18 protein-coding genes are annotated in these 24816 nt (G+C 40.9%); 11 read left to right on the top strand and 7 right to left on the bottom strand.

The window, feature by feature from the left end:
* Positions 1-15 precede the first annotated feature (15 nt).
* Positions 16-2193: a glutamine synthetase III gene (locus tag QZL88_RS05645; RefSeq protein ID WP_296939061.1), complete on the top strand. Its 2178-nt coding sequence runs from the start codon at positions 16-18 to the stop codon at positions 2191-2193.
* Between the two features lie 75 nt (positions 2194-2268).
* Here QZL88_RS05645 and QZL88_RS05640 read toward each other — a convergent pair whose 3' ends face one another.
* Entirely contained in the window at positions 2269-2943 is a 675-nt protein-coding gene (locus tag QZL88_RS05640) for a flavin reductase (RefSeq protein WP_296939060.1), read from the bottom strand.
* A gap of 262 nt (positions 2944-3205) precedes the next feature.
* On the opposite strand from QZL88_RS05640, the gene gltB reads away from it, so the two are divergent.
* The 6 genes from gltB to QZL88_RS05610 all read left to right on the top strand — a co-directional run bounded on the left by gltB (position 3206) and on the right by QZL88_RS05610 (position 12801).
* Positions 3206-7723 carry a glutamate synthase large subunit gene (gene gltB, locus QZL88_RS05635; protein WP_296939059.1) on the top strand — a complete coding sequence of 1506 codons (4518 nt, stop codon included), beginning with the start codon at positions 3206-3208 and terminating at the stop codon, positions 7721-7723.
* Positions 7724-7793: 70 nt separating this feature from the next.
* Entirely contained in the window at positions 7794-9218 is a 1425-nt protein-coding gene (locus tag QZL88_RS05630) for a glutamate synthase subunit beta (protein ID WP_296939058.1), read from the top strand.
* A 146-nt stretch (positions 9219-9364) separates the two neighbouring features.
* The gene (locus QZL88_RS05625) at positions 9365-10084 is read left to right on the top strand and encodes a calycin-like domain-containing protein (protein ID WP_296939057.1); all 720 of its coding nucleotides are present in this window, start codon (positions 9365-9367) and stop codon (positions 10082-10084) included.
* Between the two features lie 106 nt (positions 10085-10190).
* A complete protein-coding gene (locus tag QZL88_RS05620) occupies positions 10191-10736 on the top strand; it encodes an NlpC/P60 family protein (RefSeq protein WP_296939056.1) in 546 nt (181 codons plus the stop codon).
* 95 nt (positions 10737-10831) lie between these two features.
* On the top strand, positions 10832-11584 hold the full coding sequence (locus tag QZL88_RS05615; protein WP_296939054.1) for an NlpC/P60 family protein: 753 nt from the start codon (positions 10832-10834) through the stop codon (positions 11582-11584).
* Positions 11585-12045: 461 nt separating this feature from the next.
* A complete protein-coding gene (locus QZL88_RS05610; protein WP_296939053.1) occupies positions 12046-12801 on the top strand; it encodes a creatininase family protein in 756 nt (251 codons plus the stop codon).
* Positions 12802-12809: 8 nt separating this feature from the next.
* On the opposite strand, the gene QZL88_RS05605 is transcribed toward QZL88_RS05610, so the two are convergent.
* The 4 genes from QZL88_RS05605 to QZL88_RS05590 all read right to left on the bottom strand — a co-directional run bounded on the left by QZL88_RS05605 (position 12810) and on the right by QZL88_RS05590 (position 17570).
* Positions 12810-13424: a hypothetical protein gene (locus QZL88_RS05605; protein ID WP_296939052.1), complete on the bottom strand. Its 615-nt coding sequence runs from the start codon at positions 13422-13424 to the stop codon at positions 12810-12812.
* 27 nt (positions 13425-13451) lie between these two features.
* The gene (locus QZL88_RS05600) at positions 13452-16691 is read right to left on the bottom strand and encodes a UvrD-helicase domain-containing protein (RefSeq protein WP_296939051.1); all 3240 of its coding nucleotides are present in this window, start codon (positions 16689-16691) and stop codon (positions 13452-13454) included.
* Complete coding sequence (locus QZL88_RS05595) at positions 16669-17007, bottom strand: translation initiation factor (RefSeq protein WP_296939050.1); 339 nt, start codon at positions 17005-17007, stop codon at positions 16669-16671. Before QZL88_RS05595 ends, QZL88_RS05600 begins: the two co-directional genes overlap by 23 nt.
* 83 nt (positions 17008-17090) lie before the next feature.
* On the bottom strand, positions 17091-17570 hold the full coding sequence (locus tag QZL88_RS05590; protein WP_296939049.1) for a methylglyoxal synthase: 480 nt from the start codon (positions 17568-17570) through the stop codon (positions 17091-17093).
* A 459-nt stretch (positions 17571-18029) separates the two neighbouring features.
* On the opposite strand from QZL88_RS05590, the gene QZL88_RS05585 reads away from it, so the two are divergent.
* The 4 genes from QZL88_RS05585 (at position 18030) to QZL88_RS05570 (ending at position 22574) form a co-directional block, all read left to right on the top strand.
* A complete protein-coding gene (locus tag QZL88_RS05585; protein ID WP_296939048.1) occupies positions 18030-18458 on the top strand; it encodes a MarR family transcriptional regulator in 429 nt (142 codons plus the stop codon).
* The gene (locus tag QZL88_RS05580) at positions 18459-19766 is read left to right on the top strand and encodes a TolC family protein (protein WP_296939047.1); all 1308 of its coding nucleotides are present in this window, start codon (positions 18459-18461) and stop codon (positions 19764-19766) included. It abuts the gene before it with no gap.
* A 2-nt stretch (positions 19767-19768) separates the two neighbouring features.
* Positions 19769-20866, top strand: a complete 1098-nt coding sequence (locus QZL88_RS05575; protein ID WP_296939046.1) for an HlyD family secretion protein — start codon at positions 19769-19771, stop codon at positions 20864-20866.
* A gap of 100 nt (positions 20867-20966) precedes the next feature.
* Positions 20967-22574 (top strand): MFS transporter, encoded by a 1608-nt coding sequence (locus tag QZL88_RS05570; RefSeq protein WP_296939045.1) that lies wholly within the window; start codon positions 20967-20969, stop codon positions 22572-22574.
* 115 nt (positions 22575-22689) lie between these two features.
* Here QZL88_RS05570 and QZL88_RS05565 read toward each other — a convergent pair whose 3' ends face one another.
* Both QZL88_RS05565 and serC read right to left on the bottom strand, forming a co-directional pair.
* Positions 22690-23613, bottom strand: a complete 924-nt coding sequence (locus tag QZL88_RS05565; protein WP_296939044.1) for a 3-phosphoglycerate dehydrogenase — start codon at positions 23611-23613, stop codon at positions 22690-22692.
* 81 nt (positions 23614-23694) lie between these two features.
* Positions 23695-24768 carry a 3-phosphoserine/phosphohydroxythreonine transaminase gene (gene serC / locus QZL88_RS05560; RefSeq protein WP_296939043.1) on the bottom strand — a complete coding sequence of 358 codons (1074 nt, stop codon included), beginning with the start codon at positions 24766-24768 and terminating at the stop codon, positions 23695-23697.
* Positions 24769-24816 lie beyond the last annotated feature (48 nt).

The raw sequence follows: 24816 nt of genomic DNA, 5'->3' as shown, positions 1-24816 counted from the left end.
AATAAAAATAAGTTTATGACAAAGTTACGTTTTAGAGCAGTAGCGATGGCCTCGGAAAGAAAACCGGTAGAAGTGGAAAAGCCCGGAAAGAAGACATCGGAATATTATGGAGAGAAAGTTTTCAATCGTAAAGCTATGACCAAATACCTTTCGAAAGAAACTTTCAAAGCGCTGAATAATGCTATCGATAAAGGAGGATCTGTAAATCGTAACCTTGCTGAGCACGTAGCTGCAGGTATGCGTATGTGGGCTTTGGAAAACGGTGTGACTCACTATACTCACTGGTTTCATCCGTTGACAGACGGAACTGCCGAAAAGCATGATGCTTTCGTAGAGCATGACGGACAGGGTGGTTTGATCGAAGAATTTGAAGGTAAACTTCTTGCGCAGCAGGAACCGGATGCATCCAGCTTCCCGTCGGGAGGTCTTCGCAATACATTCGAAGCTCGAGGATACTCTGCATGGGATCCGTCTTCTCCTGCATTTATTGTTGGCAATACATTGTGTATCCCTACTATATTTATCTCTTATACAGGTGAGGCTCTCGACTATAAAACTCCGTTGTTGAAAGCGCTGGCGGCAGTAGATAAGGCTGCGACCGAAGTAGTTCACTATTTTAATAAAGACGTAAAGAAAATACAATCCAATCTGGGTTGGGAACAAGAATACTTCCTTGTAGATGAAGACCTTTTCATGGCTCGCCCTGACCTGGCTCTGACAGGAAGAACATTGATGAGTCACGAGAGTGCTAAGAACCAACAGCTGGAAGACCACTATTTCGGTTCTATACCTGAGCGTGTACAACGCTTTATGGAGGAGTTGGAGTATGAGGCTTATGCTTTGGGTATTCCTGTAAAGACTCGCCACAACGAGGTTGCACCTAACCAGTTTGAGTTGGCTCCTATATATGAAGAATGTAATTTGGCTGTAGATCATAACTTGCTGGTGATGTCCGTAATGGACAAAGTGGCTCGCAAACATGCCTTCCGTATATTGTTCCACGAAAAACCGTTCAAGGGAATCAATGGTTCGGGTAAGCATAATAACTGGTCGCTAAGTACCGATACAGGTATCAATCTGCTTTCTCCAGGTAAAGATCAGGTGGAAAACCTGCGCTTCATCACTTTTGTAGCGAATATTCTTGCGGCAGTGCATAAGAATAACGGATTGCTCAAAGCATCTATATCTTCTGCTACAAATGCTCACCGTTTGGGAGCTAACGAAGCACCTCCGGCTATCATATCTGTTTTCCTTGGCTCACAGGTAAGCGATATACTTGATAAATTTGAGAAGAGCGCAGTAAAAGACGCGATTGTAGTTGATAGTAAGAAGCAGATCAGTCTTGGTGTAGGTCAGATACCTGAAATCCTTCTTGATAATACCGACCGTAACCGTACATCTCCGTTTGCCTTTACAGGTAACCGTTTCGAATTCCGTGCGGTAGGTTCATCTGCAAACTGTGCTTCTGCTATGACAGCTTTGAATGCATCTGTTGCTGAACAACTCCGACTGTTTAAAGAAGAAGTGGACGGTCTTATAGCTAAAGGTAAGTCGAAAGAAGAAGCTTTGTATGAAGTGTTGAAGAAATACATCAAAGAATCACGCCCTATCCGTTTCAATGGAAATGGTTATAGTGATGAGTGGAAGGCTGAAGCTAAGAAACGTAAGTTGGATTGCGAAACCAGTGTTCCCGTGATCTATGATGCGTATACATCGAAACAAAGTATCAAAACATTTACAGGTATCCTTTCGGAGGTAGAACTGCATGCCCGTAACGAAGTGAAATGGGAAACTTATACTAAGAAAATTCAGATAGAGTCACGTGTGCTCGGAGATTTGGCTTTGAATCACATTATTCCTGTGGCTATTTCTTATCAGTCTATTTTACTGACAAATGTATCGAAGCTGAAAGAAGTTTCTGACGATTATAAAACACTGGGAGCAGAACAATTGAGATTGATCGAAAAAGTCTCTACTCATGTGAATGCAATAAATGCTAAGGTACACGAAATGATAGATGCTCGTAAGATTGCAAACAATATCGAGAGTGAACGCGAAAAAGCTATCGCATACCACGATAATGTGGCACCTTATCTGGACGAGATCCGTTATCATGTCGATAAGCTGGAGCTGATCGTAGATAACGAAATGTGGCCATTGGCTAAATATAGAGAGTTACTTTTTATTCGCTAATCACTTTTATTTATAATGAAAAATGCCGACTACCAAAGGAGTCGGCATTTTTTTTGTGTTATGTCTATTCGGTTTTTATTTTCTTTTCCATACTGCAGTTATGTTACCGAATACGAGTTTGTGGTATTCTTTACCGTTCCCGTCTTTCTTTCCTTTTTCTACAAATGCTTTTCCTTCTTCAGAGTAGAAATCTTTAGGATTGGTTTCTGTAATTTCCACCAATTTACATTCTATTATTAGCTTGGCTTCTTTGTATGTGATGTTGCCTGACGGCGTTTTCACATAGGTCAATGTTGTTTCTTTCATCTTGTCGGATTTTCTTCCGCTTTTGCTGCCGAATGCTATTACCTGATCTTTGAACTGATCGGGGAAGTAGGTCATAGTATAACTTTGCTCTTTCTTTATGAACTCGAGTGTATAACGGCTCGCATTCAGGAAGCACCATGTAACGGGTACTTCAAAAAGTTGTCCCCAGCCGCCCCAGCTCGCAGTCATTGAGTTGTAGAGAGAATCAGTGCCGGCAGTAATCACCGAATAATCTTTTCCTACTAGTTTGAATACATTTTCAGTCAATTCGGTAGGTTCTATTTTTATGAATAAATCGTCGAAAGATTTGTCTTTTACATTTGAGTAGGTTATAACATCAGTTGAATCTGTAGTTGACGTTTCAGTTGGTGTGGTGTCTTTTTGCGCCCCTCCGCACGAAAACAAGAATGTTGTAATGAGGATCGCTGATAGGAATTTCTTCATAATTCTTATGTTTTAATTTTTTAATTTAATGAGTGAAACATCAAAAGTAGTAATTAACAATTATATTATCAGATATTCAATATAAAAATAATTTTAAATAGATTTTTGTTAAATAAAAGAGGTTTAATCTGCTCTTTTTATGTAAAAAATCATTTTTTCGAACAAAAGGAGATTTTATGTGTTGAAAATTTGTATATTTGTCATCTGTCTTAGTTTGGGGCAGGAATCGAATTTTCTATCAATTATATATCAACTAATAACTATGCAGGATTTAAAATCAGCAGTACAGCACGGATTATATGACCCGGCCTATGAGCATGACGCATGCGGGGTAGGGATGGTGCTTCATATGAAGGGTGCTAAATCCCACGCCATCGTTGAGAATGGTCTCCGTGTATTGGAGAACATGACTCATCGTGGGGCAGAAAATGCAGACAACAAAACCGGAGACGGTGCCGGTATTATGTTGCAGATACCACACGAGTTTATACTACTACAAGGGATTCCCGTCCCTGAAAAAGGACATTATGGAACAGGGCTCGTCTTTTTGCCTAAGGGTGAAAAGGAAATGGAGTCTTGTATGATTACCCTTACACAATATATCGACAAGGAAGGATTAAGGCTTCTGGCAGTACGTGATGTACCTGTCAATAGTGATATATTGGGTGAAATGGCTCTTTCGAATGAACCGAATATAAAACAGATATTTGTAGTTGGAGAAGAGGGGATGTCCCAGGATGAGCTGGAACATCGGCTTTATATCCTTCGTAAGAAGATAGAGAAGGAGATCTTCAATTCGAAGGTATTCTCTTTAGAGACAAAGAAAGCTTTCTATATAGTTAGTCTGTCCACAAAGCGCATCATATATAAAGGGATGTTGTCGTCGGAGCAGCTCCGCCATTATTTCCCCGATTTGCTGAACCCGCACCTTACAAGTGCTATTGCGCTTGTACACTCACGTTTTAGTACCAATACATTTCCTACATGGGATCTGGCGCACCCTTTCCGTATGGTGGCGCACAATGGGGAGATCAATACAATAAAAGGTAACCGTCTGTGGATGGAAGCCCGCGAAAGTGTGCTGAAATCGGAATTGTTGGGTAATATCAGCGATTTGTGGCCGATTGTACAACCACATATGAGTGATAGCGCTTCATTCGATAATGTACTTGAATTTCTTGTGATGTCCGGAAAATCGCTTCCGCATGCTATGGCAATGATGGTACCGGAATCATGGAACGATAAAAATCCGATTTCGAATGACCTGAAAGCCTTCTATGAATATCATAGTATATTTATGGAGCCGTGGGATGGTCCTGCTACATTGCTGTTTTCTGACGGACGATATGCAGGAGGATTGCTTGACCGCAACGGCCTGCGTCCTGCACGTTACCTGATGACTCACAGTGGTATTATGGTAGTGGCTTCAGAGATGGGAGTGCTTCCGTTCGAACCGTCCGAGATAAAGGAAAAAGGACGTCTTCGTCCGGGTAAGATGTTGATGGTAGATACCGAAGAGGGTACTATACAATATGATGCCGAGCTGAAAGAGAAACTTGCAAAAGCATATCCTTATCGCGATTGGTTGGCAAAGAACCGTATTTCACTCGATGATATTTCTTCGGGTAGGACTCCTAAATATAATGTGGAAGACTACACCAAGATGCTGAAAGTATTCGGCTATTATAAAGAAGATATTGAAAAGATACTGACACCTATGGCAGCGGAAGGAAAAGAACCTACCGCCTCGATGGGTAACGATGCGCCGGTGGCTGTTTTGTCGAATAAGCCGCAACGCCTGTTTACATATTTCCGTCAGTTGTTTGCTCAGGTAACGAATCCGCCTATCGACCCTATTCGTGAAGAGTTAGTGATGTCATTGGCCGGATATATAGGTTCGCTTCACAAGAATATATTGGAGCCGATGCCGGAGCATACAAAGATGGTTGGCCTGTCAAATCCATTCCTTTCCAACAGGGAACTCGACTTGTTGATCCACCTGCAATACAAAGGCTTTAAATGTGAGGTACTTCCAATGCTTTTCGATCCTAAGCAGGGTGGTGCAGGTCTGGAAAAAGCTATAGATGAACTGTGTAAGAAAGCTGAAAAGGCCGTTGATAACGGTAACAACTATATCATTCTCAGCGACAGGGGGGTCAACCCTGATAGTGCCGCTATCCCGTGTCTGCTGGCTGTGTCTGCTGTTCATCATTATTTGGTCGAGCGCCGCAAACGCATGCAGATAGATATTGTGGTAGAATCTGCCGAACCGCGTGAGGTAATGCATTTCGCATTGCTGTTCGGTTACGGGGCAAATGCGGTGAATCCTTATTTGGCATTGGCTGTAATCGAAGAATTGGTGAAGAAAGGAGATATACACCTCGATTTCCATACCGCCATGAAGAATTACGTGAAGGCCATCAACAAAGGTTTGCTGAAAACTATGTCGAAGATGGGTATTTCTACATTGAAAAGCTATATTGGCGCACAGATATTTGAAGCTGTCGGTATCAGTTCGGCAGTGATAGATAAATACTTCAAAGGAACAACATCCAAAATAGAAGGTGTTGACCTGAACGATATTGCAAGCGATACTATCGAAGCATATTACGAAGCATTCGAGGAAGATTTTGTAGATCCTTCATTAGTAAGTCAGGGTATTTATGCATGGCGTCGCAATGGCGAATATCATGCCTGGAATCCCGAAACGATAATGAATCTCCAGATGTCTACACGTTTGGGCAGTTATAAGAAATTCAGGGAATATACAAATTCGATCGACAAAAAGCCGGAGAAGATTTTCCTGCGCGACTTCCTTGATTTTGATTTGGCAAAGAAACCAATCGATATTTCGGAGGTAGAACCGGTATCGGCTATTACCAAGCGTTTTGTAACAGGTGCCATGTCGTTCGGTTCCATCAGCCGCGAAGCACATGAAGCTATGGCTGTGGCAATGAATGCTATCGGAGGTAAAAGCAATACCGGAGAGGGAGGTGAACTGCCCGAGCGTTTTGCAACAAATGCCCGTTCATCTATCAAACAAGTGGCATCCGGCCGCTTCGGAGTAACTACCGAATATCTGGTGAATGCCGATGAACTTCAGATCAAGATAGCACAGGGAGCAAAACCGGGTGAGGGAGGACAACTTCCGGGCTTTAAGGTAGATCAGATTATAGCGAAGACTCGTCACTCGATTCCGGGTATCTCGCTGATATCACCACCACCGCACCACGATATATATTCTATCGAAGATTTGGCGCAGCTTATTTTCGATCTGAAGAGCGTAAATCCGGCAGCACAGATAAGTGTGAAATTGGTATCTGAAAGCGGAGTGGGAACTGTGGCTGCCGGGGTGGCCAAAGCCAAAGCTGACCGCATTGTCATCAGTGGTTGCGAAGGAGGTACAGGTGCAAGTCCCGCAAGTTCGATCAAGCATGCCGGACTTCCGCTGGAAATCGGTTTGGCTGAGGTGCAACAGACTTTGGTACTGAACAATCTGCGCGGACAGGTATATTTGCAGACAGACGGTCAGTTGAAGACCGGACACGATATTATAGTAGCTGCTATGTTAGGTGCTGAGGAATTTGGTTTCGCAACCAGCGCACTGATAGTATTAGGATGTATTATGATGCGTAAGTGTCACCTAAATACTTGTCCTGTCGGTGTGGCTACCCAGAATGAAGAGTTGAGGAAGAAATTTATCGGGCGTAGCGAATATCTGATTAACTACTTCAACTTTCTGGCCGAAGAAGTGCGTGAGCATCTGGCATCATTAGGTGTGAAGTCGTTGGATGAGATAGTAGGCCGTGCTGATTTGCTGAAATATGTGAAAAGCGAAGCAAATGCGAAAGTAGAGAAATTGGATTTGTCCCGTCTTATCTATTTTCCTGCCGAGGCGAAGGAAAATGCAATACACCGTATAAAGAATCAGGAGCATAAGCTGGATGATGTATTGGATTTGAAATTGATTACAACATCACGTCTGGCTATCGATAAGGCTATGCCTGTTGTTATTACCCATACAATACGAAATACGAATCGTACGGTAGGCGCTATGCTTTCAGGCGAAATAGCGAAGAAGTACGGTAATGCGGGACTTCCTGCAGATACTATTCAATGTACATTCCAGGGGGCGGCCGGGCAGAGCTTTGGAGCATTCCTTGCTCATGGTGTTACCTTCAAACTCGAAGGAGATGCCAATGACTATGTAGGTAAAGGCTTGTCGGGTGGTAAGATTATCATTGTTCCGCCGGCTGTATCGACTTTCAAACCCGAAGAAAATATCATTGCCGGTAATACCTTACTGTATGGTGCTACTTCTGGCGAAATATATATCAACGGACGGGTAGGAGAGCGTTTTTGTGTGCGCAATAGCGGTGCAACTGCCGTTGTGGAAGGAGCCGGAGACCATTGTTGCGAATATATGACCGGTGGCCGTACGGTAGTGCTTGGAAAGACAGGACGAAATTTCGCGGCAGGTATGAGCGGCGGAGTTGCTTATGTATATAATGTAGATGGTGACTTTGACTACTATTGCAATATGCAGATGGTGGAGCTTACATTGATAGAAGATACTTACGATAGTAAGGAACTGCGTCAGCTGATCACCAATCATTATGAATATACAAACAGTCCTCTGGCAAAACACATTCTTGATAACTGGAATACAGAGGTAGAGAAATTCATGAAAGTAACCCCTATTGAATACAAGAAAGTGTTACAGGATGAAAAACTGGAAGCTATAAAGAAAAAAATAGCACAAGTAGAATTCGATTACTAAATCAGCTATTAGCCATCAGCCATTAGTCGAAAGCTAGTGGCTAAAAGCTAGAAGCTAACAGCTATAAAAAATGGGAAATCCAAAAGCATTTTTAACAGTAAAGAGAAAAGACGCAGGATACCGTCCGGCACAGGAGCGTATCCTCGATTTTGGTGAAGTAGAACAAACCCTAAATACAGAAGACCGCCGCGAACAGGCATCACGTTGTATGGATTGTGGTATCCCGTTTTGTCATTGGGGATGCCCGCTAGGCAATAAGATGCCCGAATTTCAGGAGTATATATACAGAGGTAACTGGAAACTGGCGGCAGAAGTACTGATGCAGACAAACGACTTTCCTGAGTTTACAGGACGTATTTGTCCCGCACCTTGTGAAAAATCATGTGTATTGTCGATACACCGTGCTCCTGTAACAATTCGCGAGAATGAGGCATCTGCACTGGAACACGCTTTCAACGAAGGTTTCATTCAGCCTAAAATACCTGCACACCGTACCGGAAAGAAAGTGGCCGTGATAGGTTCGGGACCATCGGGACTGGCAGTAGCTAATCAGCTGAATCAGAAAGGGCATGATGTGACTGTTTATGAGAAAAATTCCAATATAGGAGGCTTGCTCCGTTTCGGTATTCCCGACTTCAAACTGAATAAGAATATTATCGACCGTCGCTTGAAGTTGATGGAAGCCGAAGGTGTGAAGTTTGTAGTAAATACTGAAATAGGGAAAGATGTAAAGGGCAAAGATATTCTGAAGGAATATGATGCAGTCTGTGTTGCTATCGGTTCACAGGTACCACGCAACCTTCCTGTCGAAGGGCGTGAACTGAAAGGTGTCCACTATGCTATGGAATACCTCACTGCCCAGAATAAGATGATTGCAAAAGAAGAAATTCCTGCCGACCAGATTATTGATGCTAAAGGTAAGAATGTTCTTGTTATTGGAGGAGGAGATACGGGCTCAGACTGTATTGGCACTGCAAATCGCCAGGGAGCGACTAATGTTATGCAGATTGAAATTTTGCCTAAGCCACCAAAATTGGAAGATATAGACAATCCGTGGCCGATACCGTTTCCTGTTGTACTGAAAACATCTTCGTCACACCTTGAAGGCTGTGAACGTCGCTGGTCGCTGAATACCAAGCGATTCATAGGTGAAGATGGTAAGCTCACCGCAGTAGAGCTTGTTGAAGTAGCATGGGAACAAGACGAAACAGGCAAGCATATAATGAAAGAGGTAGGAAAGCCTGAAATCCATAAAGTAGACCTTGTTTTCCTTGCTCTTGGTTTCATCCATCCTATACAGGAAGGCTTATTGAAAGAGCTTGATATAAAGACTGATGATATTCGTTACAATGTTGCAACCGACTCTAAAAGAGCAACAAACGTAGCCAAAGTATTCGGTGCCGGCGACTGTGTAAGTGGGCAATCATTAGTTGTAACGAGTATTGCATCGGGAAGAAAGACCGCACAGCATATCGATGATTATTTGAGTAAATAAAAGTTAATTTTAGTTAACTTTTGTGCTGCCAGATATAGTTATGGTGTTATAACTTTTGCGAAGTTGCATATCTTTATGCAACTTTGGCTTTGTAAAATGCATCAATATATCTAGGACACTAATTTTATTAACCAAATAAATTCATTATGAACAAGAAACTTTTATGTTTATTAATGTTTGTCTTTTCATTAGGACTGACTTTTACAGCATGTAGTAGTGACGATGATGATCCGGTGAACCTGACATTGGAAAAAAGCGAAACCAGCGTTGATCAGGGAGCTACTGTGACAGTAAAAATAACTCAGGGTAATGGAGACTACAAAGTAAGCTCTGCAAGTGAAACGACTGCAACCGCTTCGGTAAGTGGCGATGTAATTACTATAACAGGTGTAGCTGCGGGCGAGACTACTATAACAGTTACCGATAAGGATAAGAAAACAGCTACCCTTAAAGCTACGGTTGTAGGTTATGCTGAACAGATCGCTGCTACTTACGAAGGAACTTTAGATATACCTGGGATGGGAGTAAGCGATTTGCCGAATGAGATTGTTTTGTCGAGAGGAGACAATAATAATCTAAAGTTATCTATCGAAACCCTGACTATACCGATGGGACCTGACGCGTCAATAGGTGTTACCGGAATTGCAGTGAAATCTGTGCCTGTTACTAAATCCGGAGATAAATATACATTGACTGAAACAACAGAAAATATCGAAGTAAAGATCGTTGGTACTGACGATTCAATACCAGTACCTGTTACTGTAAAAGGTACCCTTGAAAATGGTAAATTAGTTTTAGATATTAAAGTTGCTGAAGTGCCATTTATTGGTGATCTTGCAGTTTCATTTGAAGGAATCAAAAAATAAAAAAGCAAATTAATCTCTTTATTTAATATATAGAAAAGCGGTTTTTGGAAACAAGAATCGCTTTTCTTTTATATAATCCTTATCTTTAACACTTAAACTAAGCATTATGCGTAGATATACAATTTCATATTCCTTCTTATTTATCATATTGATATTCTTTATTACTTCCTGTGGGACACAAAAAACTCCGGGAGGACAATTATATGATCCTAAAGAAGTAGCGGAGCTTTCCAAAAAACTAAGTATACCTCTTAGTAATACAGATAAGGATGATGATAAGAATATGCCGTTGTATGCAGAAGTTTCCCAGTGGCTTGGAGTGCCCTATCGCCATGCGGGATTGTCACGGAGAGGCCTCGATTGCTCAGGATTTGCGTTTCTGATGTATCAGAAAGTATATAGAATGAGAATTCCAAGGTCGACATCAGACCTGTCGGATATGAAGATGCACAAAGTATCTAAAAATAATCTGAAAACAGGTGATCTTGTTTTCTTTGCCACATCTAAGAATTCAAACCGGATCAACCATGTAGGGATTTACCTGAAGAATGGAAGTTTTATTCATGCATCAACCTCAAAAGGTGTCATCGTAAGCCACCTTGACGAAGGTTATTATAGCCGTACATGGAAAAAGGGAGGTCGGATAAAATAGTTAAAATACTCCTTAAATAATTATAAAAAACACAGATACTTAGCTATATATTAAGTTGATTTTTCTACTTTTATCCGATTTAAAATTTAACACCTATGCTTGCACAGAAGAAATTTTTGAGAATATCCACTATGCTATTAGTGTTTTCAATGGGATTTATGCCAATAGCAGCGATAACACCAAAGCATTCAAAAACAGGTAAGAAAAAATCAAAAACAAGTGCAGTTACTACAAAAAAGGTAAAAGTAGAACAATCAGCCCATAATATAGAAGTTGAAACTACCGATGGTAATATAATTGCGTTGCCTCAGGTGAAGCAGACTTTAGAAGACCATTCATCCCTATTCCCTTCGTCAGATAATTTGATGGCTGATGCCAGTTTATCAAGGACGATGGATGCACTCCAGAAACATATGATAGAAATTAAAGAGATGCAGGAATTGTCATCTCAGTTAGGGGTTTCTGTAAAGGATGCATCTTTTCTGCCTTTGTACCGTGAAGCAGCCGACTGGCTGGGTACACGATACCGAAGAGGTGGAATGAGCCGTAAGGCGGTTGATTGTTCGGGGTTCACCAATATTATGTATAAGAACGTATTTGGGCAACAGCTGGACAGGGTGAGTACCACTATTGCTAAAAATGTGAAGGAGTCTATCCTTGATAAAGAAGATCTTATCCCCGGTGATATGGTATTCTTTTCCACTTTCAACAAGAAATATATCAATCATGTAGGAGTGTATCTGGGAGAAGGTAAATTTATCCACGCATCTATAAAATATGGTGTTATAGTAAGCTCTTTGGCCGAAGGTTATTACAGCAGGACCTGGCGTAAAGGCGGAAGGAATTAATATTTAGTTAATATTGAAATACGGGGAGATATCGAAAGGTATCTCTTTTTCTTTTTATCAAAAATCCAGATATGCTTTCCTCGTTTTATTTTTTGAAAAAAGGTAACAAAGGTAACACTATTTACAGTTAGCAGTCAACAAAAATACAGTTCTTCAACTTATTACTTATTATTTAAAACTCATTACTTGTTAAAAGGTAACAAAAGTAACAACTTTTGCAGTAAACAAGAAAACACCTTATCCCTATTCCCTGTCACTTTCCATTATCAGCTTTCAACAAAAAGGTAACACATGTTACATAATTTATAGATTGTTCCTCTTTACCATCTCGAAAATGGTATGCCAAATTAATATGTCAAAGAACTCTGGGTTACGACACTCCTTTCTATAGATAAAATCATTTGAAATTCATTATCATTTATTAGCTTTGCTATTCTTATTTATCCTAAAAACTGAAATACATGAATCCTTCGTTCGATATCCTTACTGCTATATATAATGATACCAAAGGGCAGACATATGATTTTGCTGTTCTTCCATGGGGAGCAACCGAACCACACAACTATCATTTACCATATATCACCGATTGTTATCTGGCACATGGTATATCAGTAGACGCTGTAATAAAGGCATATGATTCGCAAAAGATAAAAGGTATGGTGTTGCCTCCGATTACGCTGGGCTCACAGAATCCGGGGCAGCGCGAGCTTCCTTTTTGCCTGCATGGCCGGTACGAAACGCAAAAGGGTATACTGACCGATATTGTCGCTTCTCTCGATTGTCAGGGGATATATACGTTGGTTATAGTGAATGGCCACGGTGGCAATAGTTTTAAAAATATGATCCGTGATCTTGCTGTCGATTATCCTCATTTTCTGATTGTAGTAAGTGATTGGTTTGCAATCTTGCCTCAGGCCGGATATTTTGAAGAAAGAGACGACCATGCCGGAGAGATGGAAACTTCGGTAATGATGCATTACTATCCCGAACTTGTGAACTTATCTCTGGCGGGAGACGGGGCTTATACTCCGTTCAAACCCGAAACATTACGTGATGGTACGGGATGGACTCCGCGAAATTGGGCGCAGGTGTCATATGATACGGGTATAGGGAATCCGAAGAAGTCTACCGCAGAAAAAGGCAAGGTGTATGCCGGAGCTGTCAGTCAGAAATTGTCAGAACTTTTTGTCGATTTAGTAAAAGGAGAAATATATTGAGTGTAGTACTAGTCCTCTTTGTTCTCCATCAATTTCTGATAAGTACTTAGTGTCTCGTAATAATCGTAATTCATAATGTCCGATACAACTACCTGCTTCAACTGGCTCCATTTTTGGCCTTCACGTTTGTATATAAGCATTTCGTACGGTATGGTTACACTATAGTCGCCTTTGGCTGATAACGTGTCGGCGATCAGATATTGAGCAGGTATATAACGGCCAAACAGACAGAAGTCTTTAATGTCTAAATCTTTTCGTAGTATCTCATCTATATTTTTCGCTGTTTCATCATCATAGAAGAGATTTCCGAGCGAATCTTTGATCAGTTGTATATTATTCTTTTTCTCGAAGTCTTTATATTTTAGTATACCTTCATCTGTTTTTGGAACATACAGTATAGAGTATTGGCCTTTACCTTCTACTGTGTAGACTGCCGAGGGAATGTCCATCATCAGGTCTATTAGCAAGCCTTTATTCAGATCGAAATTGTTGGCGATTTCTTCATCATTGAAGCCCTTATCTGAGGGTGTAGGCTCACTAGTTTGTTTATTCTTATTGTTACACGATATTAAGCCGATGGCCAGAGATATAGATATAATAAAAGTAAATTTAAATAACTTCATATATATTGTATTCGATTTTTATTAGCGTTAGATTTCTACTGTCTTCTTCAGTGTAAGATAACAAATATAGCCTTTTACATCCGTATATCCCATTTTTTTTATCTGTTCTACATAATATTTTACCTGACGGATATATTTTCTATCCTCTTTTTCACCAAACTTATAATCTATGACAATGACTTCATCCTCTTTTATCATTACACGGTCGGGGCGGCTGAATGTACCTTTTGGTTGTAATATCTGGACTTCGTTCAGCACTTTATATTCACCGGAATACCAGACAGAAACTATTGGATCAGACAAGTAATTGTGAAGTAATTCAATTACTGATTTTTTTTGTTCCAGAGTTATATCGCCCGAAATATGATATTCTTCCACTGCATTTTCGATATCCTCTACAGTTTGTACCTTACTTACTATTTCATGCATCAGGGTACCATAGTCGCGCTGTCCTGAATCTGAGAAATAGTATTTATTTTTTAAGAGTAGCTTTACCCGTTCATCATATGGTGTACCCGACAAGCTATCTATATTTATTTCCTCGACAGGCGACTTTTTCTCCTTTTTTACGGGAGAATACATTTTATTTATTTCAAATATACCTTTTTCTTCATCCAGATATTGAGACAAGTCAATGTATGTCGGCTTATCAGATAACAGGGTAGGAGTGGTGTTTACGCAAGCCCATAGTAAGGAGGAAATGTTACTTACCTCATCTTTTTTCGGGCGTGGTGCAAAAACGATCAGTTCATTTTCAGCACGGGTGAAAGCCACATACAACACATTTATATTATCTATAAACGCATGCAGGCGTTCATCGAAATATTCATAGTCGAAGATTGTATTTTTCAGTTTCTGCGAATACTTTACGGGTACGAGGTGCAATCTGTCGAATGGTTCGGCTTGCGGATGGCACCACAGTATAGTTGTCAGCTTATGGTCTATCTCCCAATTGCAAAAAGGGATGAGTACTACTTTAAATTCCAGCCCTTTCGATTTGTGTATGGTCATGATACGGATAGCGTCCTGCCCGTCGGGAGTAAATATAGTCTTGCTTACACCTGTTTCGTCCCACCATTTAAGGAATGCATCGAGGTCTGACGAGTTGCGGATGGTGAAATCGAGCACCATATCGAGGAATGATTGTATGTAAATCTGTTCGTTGTCTTCCATTGCGCTGCGGAACAATTCAAACATCTCTTCCGTCATCTCATATAGAGGAAGTTCCCTGATACGGTTCAGTTTGTTCTTAACCTCTTCGGGCAAATCATCTTTTGTCGAAAAATATTTCAACAGGGCTTCTTCTGCACTTAGCTGGTTGCTGTACTTGAAATATTCATAGACAGCCAGAGCCTTTAGTGAAGAATCCAGAGGGTTATGTAGGTATTTCAGCAAGGCGATAATCAGCTTTATGCTTTTCGAGTTGCCAACAAACAATGCTTCATCGGAAATGATATCGTACCGGTATTTTGTATCTCTGTGTTCGCTTTTATATTCCAGCAGGCGGTTGGCTACATCTGCACCCTCCTTTTTCGTGCGAACGAGGATCGCGATGTCTTTCAGCTTATAGCCCCTGTCCTGCAGCTCTTCTATTTGTTCCGGTAACTGTTGTAGGGCATAATCTTGCCACACATGTTCATCGGTATCTATAAACTCTACTTTGACACGCCCTTTATTGCTTTTGTGGCTCTCCGGGATTTCCTGGTATAATTCGTTATATGCCTTGGTTATACGGGAGAAAAAAGGTTGTAATCGCTCATCATCCGTGTCTTGTAGAGGCTTGTTGTATGTATCCTGCAACAAACTTGCACCGATAGTAAAAATGGCATTATTGAATGCGATTACATTGTACGAACTACGCCAGTTGGTACCGAGTGTTTCGTGATTAATGCCTTCATTGATGAAATCCTTGTCGAGTTGTTCATCCAGCAGTTTCCAGTCCGAGTTCCGCCAGCGGTAAATGCTCTGTTTTACATCCCCTACAATGAAATTCTTATTACCTCCGCTCAGGCTGTCACGTACAAGTGGCAGGAAGTTTTGCCATTGCATGCCTGATGTATCCTGAAACTCGTCTATCATATAGTTATTGACGCGCAATCCCACCTTTTCGTAGATAAACGGTGATTCATTTCCCTCTATGATACGGTTAAGTAATTCGGTAGTATCCGAAATCAGCATGACATTGTTTTCCGCAGCGTACTCCCGTATTTTTTTATCCACATCGCCCAGTATCCCAAGTGTGAAAAAATAGCGGTTTATTTCATATGCCGTCTGATAGGTACGTGAATTGTCGTAATGGTTTATTATATCGTAGACGCAAACGTTCAGTTCCGGGTATGCGTCTTCTATTTTGTTTCTGATCTCCGCTCCGGTTTTTGCCGTGTACCAGCCGGATACTTCATCGGCCATTGCGCGGAATGTAGCGGTAGGCTCGTCTATCGCGCCGTTTGCCCATTTCAGGAATGAGAAGAAGGGAGAACGCGACCCTCCTTTAAAATCTTCCGGTTTCAGTCCGTAACGGGTCATTATATTCAGTGCTTTTTCGCCTGTCTCTTGTGAAGTCTTTTCAAAGGTTTGGATGATGGCGAAAAGCATCTCCTTGTAATCAGCCATTAGCTGCTTGTCGGAAATATTTTCCTGTACCTGATTGCTGTATGTTTTAAAACTTTCTTTAAATATCTCTTTCGACAGTGATTGTATGTCATTGCGGATATTCCACGTTTCGCCATTCTCTACTTTTTCTTCCGAAAAACGAATGAGCCAGTCCAGTAGCAGTTTATTATCTTTGCTTTCCAGATCGTAAAGCATGGAGTCGATGGCTTCACCCAATATTTTGTCGGTATCCAACTCCACGTTGTATCCTCCGCCTAACCCTATTTCGCGTGTAAAGGCTCGCATGGTTTGCTGGAAAAATTTGTCGATGGTGCTTACCGAAAAGGCTGAATAATCGTGCAGGATGCGTACAAGTACATCATATGCTTCTTTTCTCAGTTGCTCTTCGCTGAAGCTGTATTCATCGGTCAATAGTACGATGTAGTCAGAGTTGCGGCCTAGTGCCAGATTTGCCAGTTCGGCGATGATACGCCTTTTCATTTCGTCCGTAGCCTTATTGGTGAAGGTCACAGCCAATATGTGCCGGTAGGCAAAAGGTGATGAAAATAACAGGCACAGATACTCGGCGGTCAGGCGGTGTGTTTTACCCGAGCCTGCCGACGCTTTATATACATGCAGATTTATTTCATCGTCAAATAATGCGTGCTTTGGCATATCCTTCCTTTTGCAGGAGTTCCAGTATTTTGTTTCTGAAATCGCCTTGTATGATGATTTCACCGTCTTTGGCAGAACCTCCTACGCCACATTTTACTTTCAATAGCTTACCAAGCACTTCCATATCTTCGGTGGTGCCGATAAATCCCGTGATCAGGGTAACGGCTTTTCCCTTCCGGTTTCGTTTATCCAGAGAGATACGCAAAGCCTGTTTCTCTTTTGGCAAAGTATCCTGCTCTTCTTCGCCTTCTTTTTCATATTTAAAGTCCGGATTGGTAGAATATACCACATTCAGACGGTCTTTCCAGTCGCTCATAATCTAAATAATTAAGAATTAAAAATGAAGAACTATGAATTGATAAGCATTCTTAATTATTAATTCTTCATTATTAATTATTTTTACTCTTTTAATCTTCTGAAACTGGCATCAAAATTAGCCCTGTCGAAATTTTCGTATCTCGGACTTGTAGGCTTGTAATCGTCATTGTCCCACAAAGTACTTGTTAGCATCAGGTCGGCACTGTAACGGTTACATGCGATAGGCACATTGTGTACACGGCACTGGCGCAGCAACATCATGATGTCTGCCTCGTGCGGTTGCGGGTTCAGGTCGTCGATAAGGAAAATAGCCATGTCTACTTCGTGTCGCACGACCATAGCGGCTATCTCCGCATCTCCCCCCATAGGCCCTGAATTCATACGGGTGATCTCCGCATGTATCCCCTTTTCCTCGAACGCCTCTTTTATCAGGGTTCCGGTGGTTCCTGTACATACCAAGTGATGTTTTGCCAGAAAATCAGAGTTGTAATAACACCATTCTACCATATCCGCTTTGCGGTGATCATGTGCCACCAAAGCTATTGTAAGTCTTTTCTTCATATTCATTATTTCTTTAGATTGCGAAGTGATTATTCTGTCACAAAGTTTTATTATTAATTATTCCAAAGATAAGACATTTCTGTGTCTTTTCGATGACGTAACGGTTAATCTTCATGTAAAGAAGAATCTGATGAATTACTTTATATTTATTATCCGTTGTTTTTTATGTTCTTTTTTCTATGCATAACTCTTCACTTAATCTATTTTCAAAAATTTTAGTTCATTACTGTCGGGCCTTGCCGGGCTTGTCCTCACTTTTTGCATTGCCCAAAAGGAGCACAAGCAATCTTTGATTGCGCGTAGTAGAAAACAATCCAACATTAAAACTCAATATTGTATCGGTAAATATCACCAACATCTGCCGCAATATTATTTTATAATAAGCATAAAAATGTATATTAGTTAAACATTCAACTAATTATTTTGTTATATCTTTGCATACGAAAAAACTGAAGAGATATGATGCAAACTTTTGTACAAACAATATTGCAGACTCAGTCTTTCTACCGTCAGATAATCCATAGAGAAATGCGCGAACATAATATATATGTAACATTCGAAATGTTGCATATATTGAGGTGTTTGGACAAAGTCGATAGTAAAGTCAATCAACAGGAACTGGCAAATCTGACGTATAAGGACAAATCAAGTCTTTCCTATCTGATAAAGAATATGGAAAAAAGGGGACTGGTTACGCGAGAAGAAGATTCGTCCGATAAGCGCAACAAACTTGTCCTATTAACGGCTAAAGGAGAAAAGCTACATGCCGAAATAAGGAAGATAATAGACGATGTATATGTAAAACTGGAAGAAAATGTTAATCCGGAACATATACAACTATGCATAGAATATATGAAGGAATTTACGGATATTAATAAGGAAAGATAAGTGAAAACAACACTATACATATTATTGGCTACATCAATATACACATCATCGCTTACGGCACAGAATACATACAAGCTTACGGTAAACGAACTGTTTGAACATGGATTGCAAAACAGCATAGCAATACAATCATCTGTGATAAAGACACAGATATCGGAAGATAAGGTAGGCTTGGCAAAGAATAAACGATTACCCGATATTTCGGTCAGCGGCCTGTTCGGCTATGTGGGTACGCCGACCATCCTCGATAAAGACTTATCATTCCTGAAACACTCCGACTCTCCCGACTGGAAGCAGAATTATCAGGTGGCGGCAACTCAGCCCATATATCAGGGCGGGCGGATAAAGAACAGCATAGAGAAAGCGGAATTGGAAAAGGATATTGCTCAATTGTCATTACAAAAGGATAAGTCGGAACTGAAACTCTGGTTGATAGGTAAATATCTCGATTTGTTCAATCTGTATAAAGAACGTGATGTATATGCCAAGAATATCGAGGAGGCTAAAACCCGCTTGCGGGATATAGGTAAAATGAAAGAGGAGGGGATGATTACCACAAATGATGTCTTACGCAGCCAATTGGTTCTTACAAATTATGAATTGTCATATAAAGAGACAGAGAATAATATTTCTCTTACTTCGCAACAATTGGATATTGTATTGGGAATGGACGAAAATACAATTCTTGAACCCGATCAGGATCTGCTGTTATCCCAATTCGATATAGAGCCGGAAAACGACTATATATATCAGGCCTACGCACAATATCCGGATATGAGAATTATGGAAAAGAATATTGTTTTAGCCCAAAACAACCTGAAATTGACAAAGGCCGATTACCTGCCTACATTGTCGTTGCAGGCAAGCAATACTCTGGCCCGCCCCATTCCAAATGTCTCACCTGCACAAGATTTGTATCTGAATGCATGGGGAGTGACACTGAATCTGTCGTATCATATTTCTTCATTATTTGACAGGAAGCATGCTACCAATGCGGCAAAAAGTCAGATACATCTGCAGGAACTTGCACAGGAACAGCAACGACAAAATATCCGTACGGGTGTGAAATCGGCATTCGTAAAACATCAGGAAGCACTGGACAGAATAAAAGCGTTGGAAAAATCTGTAGAGCAATCGAATGAAAACTACCGGATAGTAAAAAACAGGTACTTCAACCAGCTGGCTATACTGACCGACTTGCTGGATGCAAATACAGTACAGTTGAATTCGGAGTTACAGCTTACTGCTGCAAAAACAAACGCTATATATACATACTATCAATTACAAAAAGTTAGCGGAAACTTATAATTATGGATACAGATAAATCAAACCTGGCTGACAGAAAAGAGGAAAAAGAAGCTTATCGTAAACTGAAAAAAAAGCGTACACGTAATATTATACTCAACATCATCAGTATATTGCTGGCATTGGGCGGTATAGCATGGGGAGTGACTTTTTTCATCCGTTACTACCGCTACGAAATAACAAACGATGCAACAATAGAGCAATATATAACACCTATCAACTCACGTGTATCCGGTTATATAAAAGAGGTGCGTTTTACCGAACACCAGTGGGTAAATGCAGGAGATACCCTATTGATAGTAGACGACAGGGAGTTTAAAATAAAAGAGATGGATGCCGAAGCCGCACTGATGGATGCCAAGAGTTCTTCTTCCGTGCTATCTTCAAGTATAGTGACGACATCTGCAAATGTTACTGTTTCGGAAGCAAATATAGAGGAGGCCAAAGCGCGCCTGTGGAAAGCCGAGCAAGATCTGAAGCGCTATAAAAATCTGTTGGATGCAGAGTCGGTTTCCCGGCAACAATACGACCAGATAAAAAGTGAATATGATGCACAAAGTGCTCACTATAATGCTTTACTGCGACAAAAAGAATCATTAAAATCGACATCTACCGAAACTACAAGAAAACAGGGAAATGCGGAGGCTACAATACTCCGCCGCGAAGCTGATCTGGCAATGGCTAAACTAAATTTATCTTATACCTCTATTATTGCTCCGTATAGCGGTTATGTAGGTCGCCGCACCCTTGAATCCGGACAGTTGGTGCAAGCCGGACAGACAATAACCAACCTGATTAAAAACGACAATAAATGGATTATAGCCAACTACCGCGAAAAACAGATTGAAAATATTTACATCGGGCAGAAAGTAAATATAAAGGTCGACGCTATAAGCGGTAAGACATTTACAGGAACGATAACAGCGATATCAGAAGCTACGGGAGCCAAATACTCAATGCTGCCGACCGATAACTCCGCAGGAAACTTTGTGAAAATACAGCAACGTATCCCTGTCCGTATCGATTTTGAAGGTATATCGGCCGAAGATATGCAGAAATTGCGTGCGGGAATGATGGTGGTTACCGAGGCGATAAAAGAATGAGGAATTAATTAAGAATGAAAAATTAATAATTAATAATGGCGCAAGCGACTTGTAACTAGTAATTGCCCGAAGGGAAAAGTAACTCGTAACTAATATAAAAATGATAATTCCGGTAATACGCACAACGACAATCAGTCCTTTCAGAAGCTGGGTCCCGAACTGGCTCAAGGTGGTTGTTGCTCTTACTATACTTATTCCTGTATTACTGGTCAACGGTGCATACACAGGCAGTAATATAGACATATCCAGTTATCTTGGCGTTATATCCGAGGATATCAACATGGCTTATTATGCATCATCGGTCGGTATGGCCGTTGCATATCTGGTTATACCGAAAATAAAACCTTTGGCTACAGCCAAAACGATCATTCTTGTGGTCCTCTTATTCCAGGTATTACTCAGCCTGATATGTGCCGAAACAGACTACATAGAAGTAATCATCGTTTGCAGCTTCTTTATCGGTTATTTCAAGGCTTTTTCGATGATTGAGACTATCAACATATTGATGCCGGCATTAAGCCCGAGCGGAACACGTAACGAATTTTACGCAAAGTTTTATCCTATTACATTGATATGCGGACAATTGTCTTTAGTCCTCACAGCAGAGCTGGCTTATCTGTATAACTGGCAGTATATGTATTATTTTATGATATTGATGTTGTTGGTCGCCATTATTGCAGTGGTTGTATGCATGTCGTTTGCCCGCAGGCTGGTGCGTATTCCTTTCAGGGATATAGACTGGCTGAGCTTTTTCCTTGTGTCGGTTTGCTTTATGGCTATTGTATATGTGGCAACATATGGAAAAACGGAAGACTGGTTTTCTTCAACCAGTATCATAATAGCAACAATACTGATTCCGCTTACAGGTTGGCTTTTTCTTCGCCGTCAGTTTTCCGATACGCCTTTTCTGGATATGAGTGTGCTGAAAAACCGTAATTCGGTAACGGTATATCTCCTTTCTTTTGTACTGATGTTCTATGCATCATTCAGTATACTGATATCTTCTTATACTACCAATGTGCTGAGGCTGGATAGTACGCATATGAATGAACTGTATTTGTATATGATTCCGGGCTTTCTGGTAGGAGGGGTTATATGTTATTACTGGTTTGTAAAAGAAATACGCATGGCTTGGCTTATCTTTATGGGTTTTGCCTGTTTTACAATTTCACTGGCGCTCCTGTATTTTATGATAACGCCTGCAGGCTTGTACGAAGATCTTTATCTACTGATGTTTCTCAGGGGTGTGGGTATGTTGGTGCTGTTTGTGGCATTTGCCATTTATGGCATATACGGACTCTCACCCAAACAGCTTATATATAATGCATTTTTTATGATATCGGCCCGTTCGGCTCTTGCTCCTGCAATAGGTGCATCAGTCCTCACAAACTGGCTGTATCGTCTGCAACAAAAAAATGTAAGTGTCCTTTCTGAAGGTGTGGATATGCAGAATGCTTTGGCCGGTAGCCAGTTTACCACATCAGTAAATACTGCATTGTCGCAGGGCTGGAGCCTCGAGGACGCGCAACGGATAGCGACTAACGCATTGTATCAGAAGATACAGATACAAGCAGTAACGGTAAGTATAAAAACCATCGCAGGCTGGATGTTGATTCTGGGTATTTTCCTTTTAGTTTGCATTGTACTTTATTTTCTTCAGTTTAAACCTGTGAGATTGATGAAGATGGGTAACGATATGTCAGGGTGATATTAATGTGCTAATGAGTTAATATGCCAATACAAAGATGAATTTAATAAATAAAAACAAAAAGACTCCGATAATGATTTATCGAAGTCTTTTATATTATTAGTCTATTGGCTAATTACTTTTTATTCACTCTGAAACGTTCATTTCCGTTCTTAATGAAATCGACGATCTGGTTGGCTGCTGCTATACCTGCATTGGTATTCGCTTCGGCAGTCTGCGCTCCCATTTTTTTAGGAGTAGAGAAATACCGTCCTGCAAATTTTTCCGCCATTTCAGCATGGTTGCCCGGCATAATGTCGGTGACATATTTGAAATCTTTACGGTCTTCCATCAGCTTAATGATCTCGGCTTCATTGATAACTTCCTTACGTGCAGTATTGATAAGTAATGCATTTTTCGGCATTTTACTCAACAGCGCATAATTGATAGAATTCTTAGTCTCGGCAGTTGCCGGAATATGCAATGAAACAAACTGGCAGGTAGTGTATAGGTCTTCGGCTGACGCCACCGCTTTCACTCCCTCTTTTTCGATAGCTTCCGCAGTCAGGAAGGGGTCGTATGCATACACCTCCATGCCGAAGCCTTTAGCTACGCGTGCCACATTACGCCCTACATTTCCATACGCGTGAATACCAAGTTTTTTACCCATAAGTTCGGTGCCTGATGTTCCGTTATAGAAGTTACGCACTGCATATACAGCCAGTCCAAGAGCCAACTCTGCTACAGCATTCGCATTCTGTCCCGGAGTGTTCATTACACAAATATTGTTTGCTGTTGCAGCATCCAGTTCTATATTGTCGAAACCTGCACCTGCACGCACAACAATTTTCAGATTTTTTGCTGCATCCAGTACTTCTTTATCGAATATGTCGCTGCGGATAATTGCCGCATCAGCATTAGCTACAGCATCCAGTAATTGTTTCTTCTCTGTATATTTTTCAAGTAAAACAAGTTCGAAGCCTGCTTTTACGATTACATCGCGGATACCGTTTACTGCTTCCGCTGCAAAAGGTTTATCTGTTGCTATTAATACTTTCATTCAAAAAAAGCTTTTAGCCTTCCGCCATCAGCCGTTAGCTGTTTAAGCATCGGCACATTGGCATATCGGCGCATTAAATAATTATTTTGCAATTTGTTTTTCAAATTCTTTCATTGCATCCACTAATGCCTGTACGCCTTCAATCGGCATTGCATTGTAGATAGAAGCACGGAAACCGCCTACAGAACGGTGTCCTTTCAGTTCGTACAAACCTTTCGATTTGGCAAATTCAAGGAATGCAGCTTCATTTCCTTCATATTCCGAAGAAAGAACGAAACATACGTTCATCAGTGAACGGTCTTCGATAGCGCAAGTTCCTTTGAATACCGGGTTGCGGTCAATTTCATTGTAAAGCAATGCAGCTTTTTCCTGGTTACGTTTGTACATAGCCGGTACACCACCATTAGCTTTCAGCCATCTCAATGTTTGCATAGCTCCATATATAGGTACTACCGGAGGAGTATTGAACATAGAACCGTTCTCGATATGAGTGCGGTAGTCAAGCATTGTTGGTATCGGACGGGTTACTTTCCCCAGCAATTCGTCTTTTACGATTACAAATGTTAGTCCGGCAGGAGCCAGGTTTTTCTGCGCGCCACCGTATATTAAAGCATATTTAGAAACATCTACAGGACGTGAAAATATATCGGAAGACATATCTGCTACCAATGGTACAGGAGAATCCAGATCTTTATGCAATTCGGTACCAAAGATTGTATTGTTGGTAGTGATATGGAAATAATCCGCGTCGGTAGGAATAACATAATCTTTAGGAATATATGTAAAGTTGGCAGGTTTTGATGTTGCCACTTCTACTACTTCTCCGAATAACTTAGCTTCTTTCAATGCTTTGCTGGCCCATGTACCTGTATTCAGATAGGCAGCTTTTTTCTCCAGCAGGTTGTATGGTATCATACAGAACTGAAGGCTGGCACCTCCGCCGAGGAAGATTACTGAATAACCTGCGGGTACTTCCAATAGTTCTTTGAACAACTCAACAGTTTCGTCCATTACGCCCTGGAAATCTTTCCCACGGTGGCTCACTTCCATTAAAGAGAATGATGACCCGTTGAAATCCAGTATGGCTTTCGCTGTTTCCTCTATAGTTTGCTGAGGAAGAATTGAAGGACCTGCACTAAAATTATATTTCTTCATTGTTATAAAAAATTAGGAATTAGTATTCTTCTGCGTTATTTAAATAAA

It is taken from the genome of uncultured Dysgonomonas sp., from assembly GCF_900079725.1.
Classification (GTDB): Bacteria; Bacteroidota; Bacteroidia; order Bacteroidales; family Dysgonomonadaceae; genus Dysgonomonas.
Note: the sequence above shows the minus strand (reverse complement) of the source record. Positions and strands in the feature narration are given on the sequence as shown.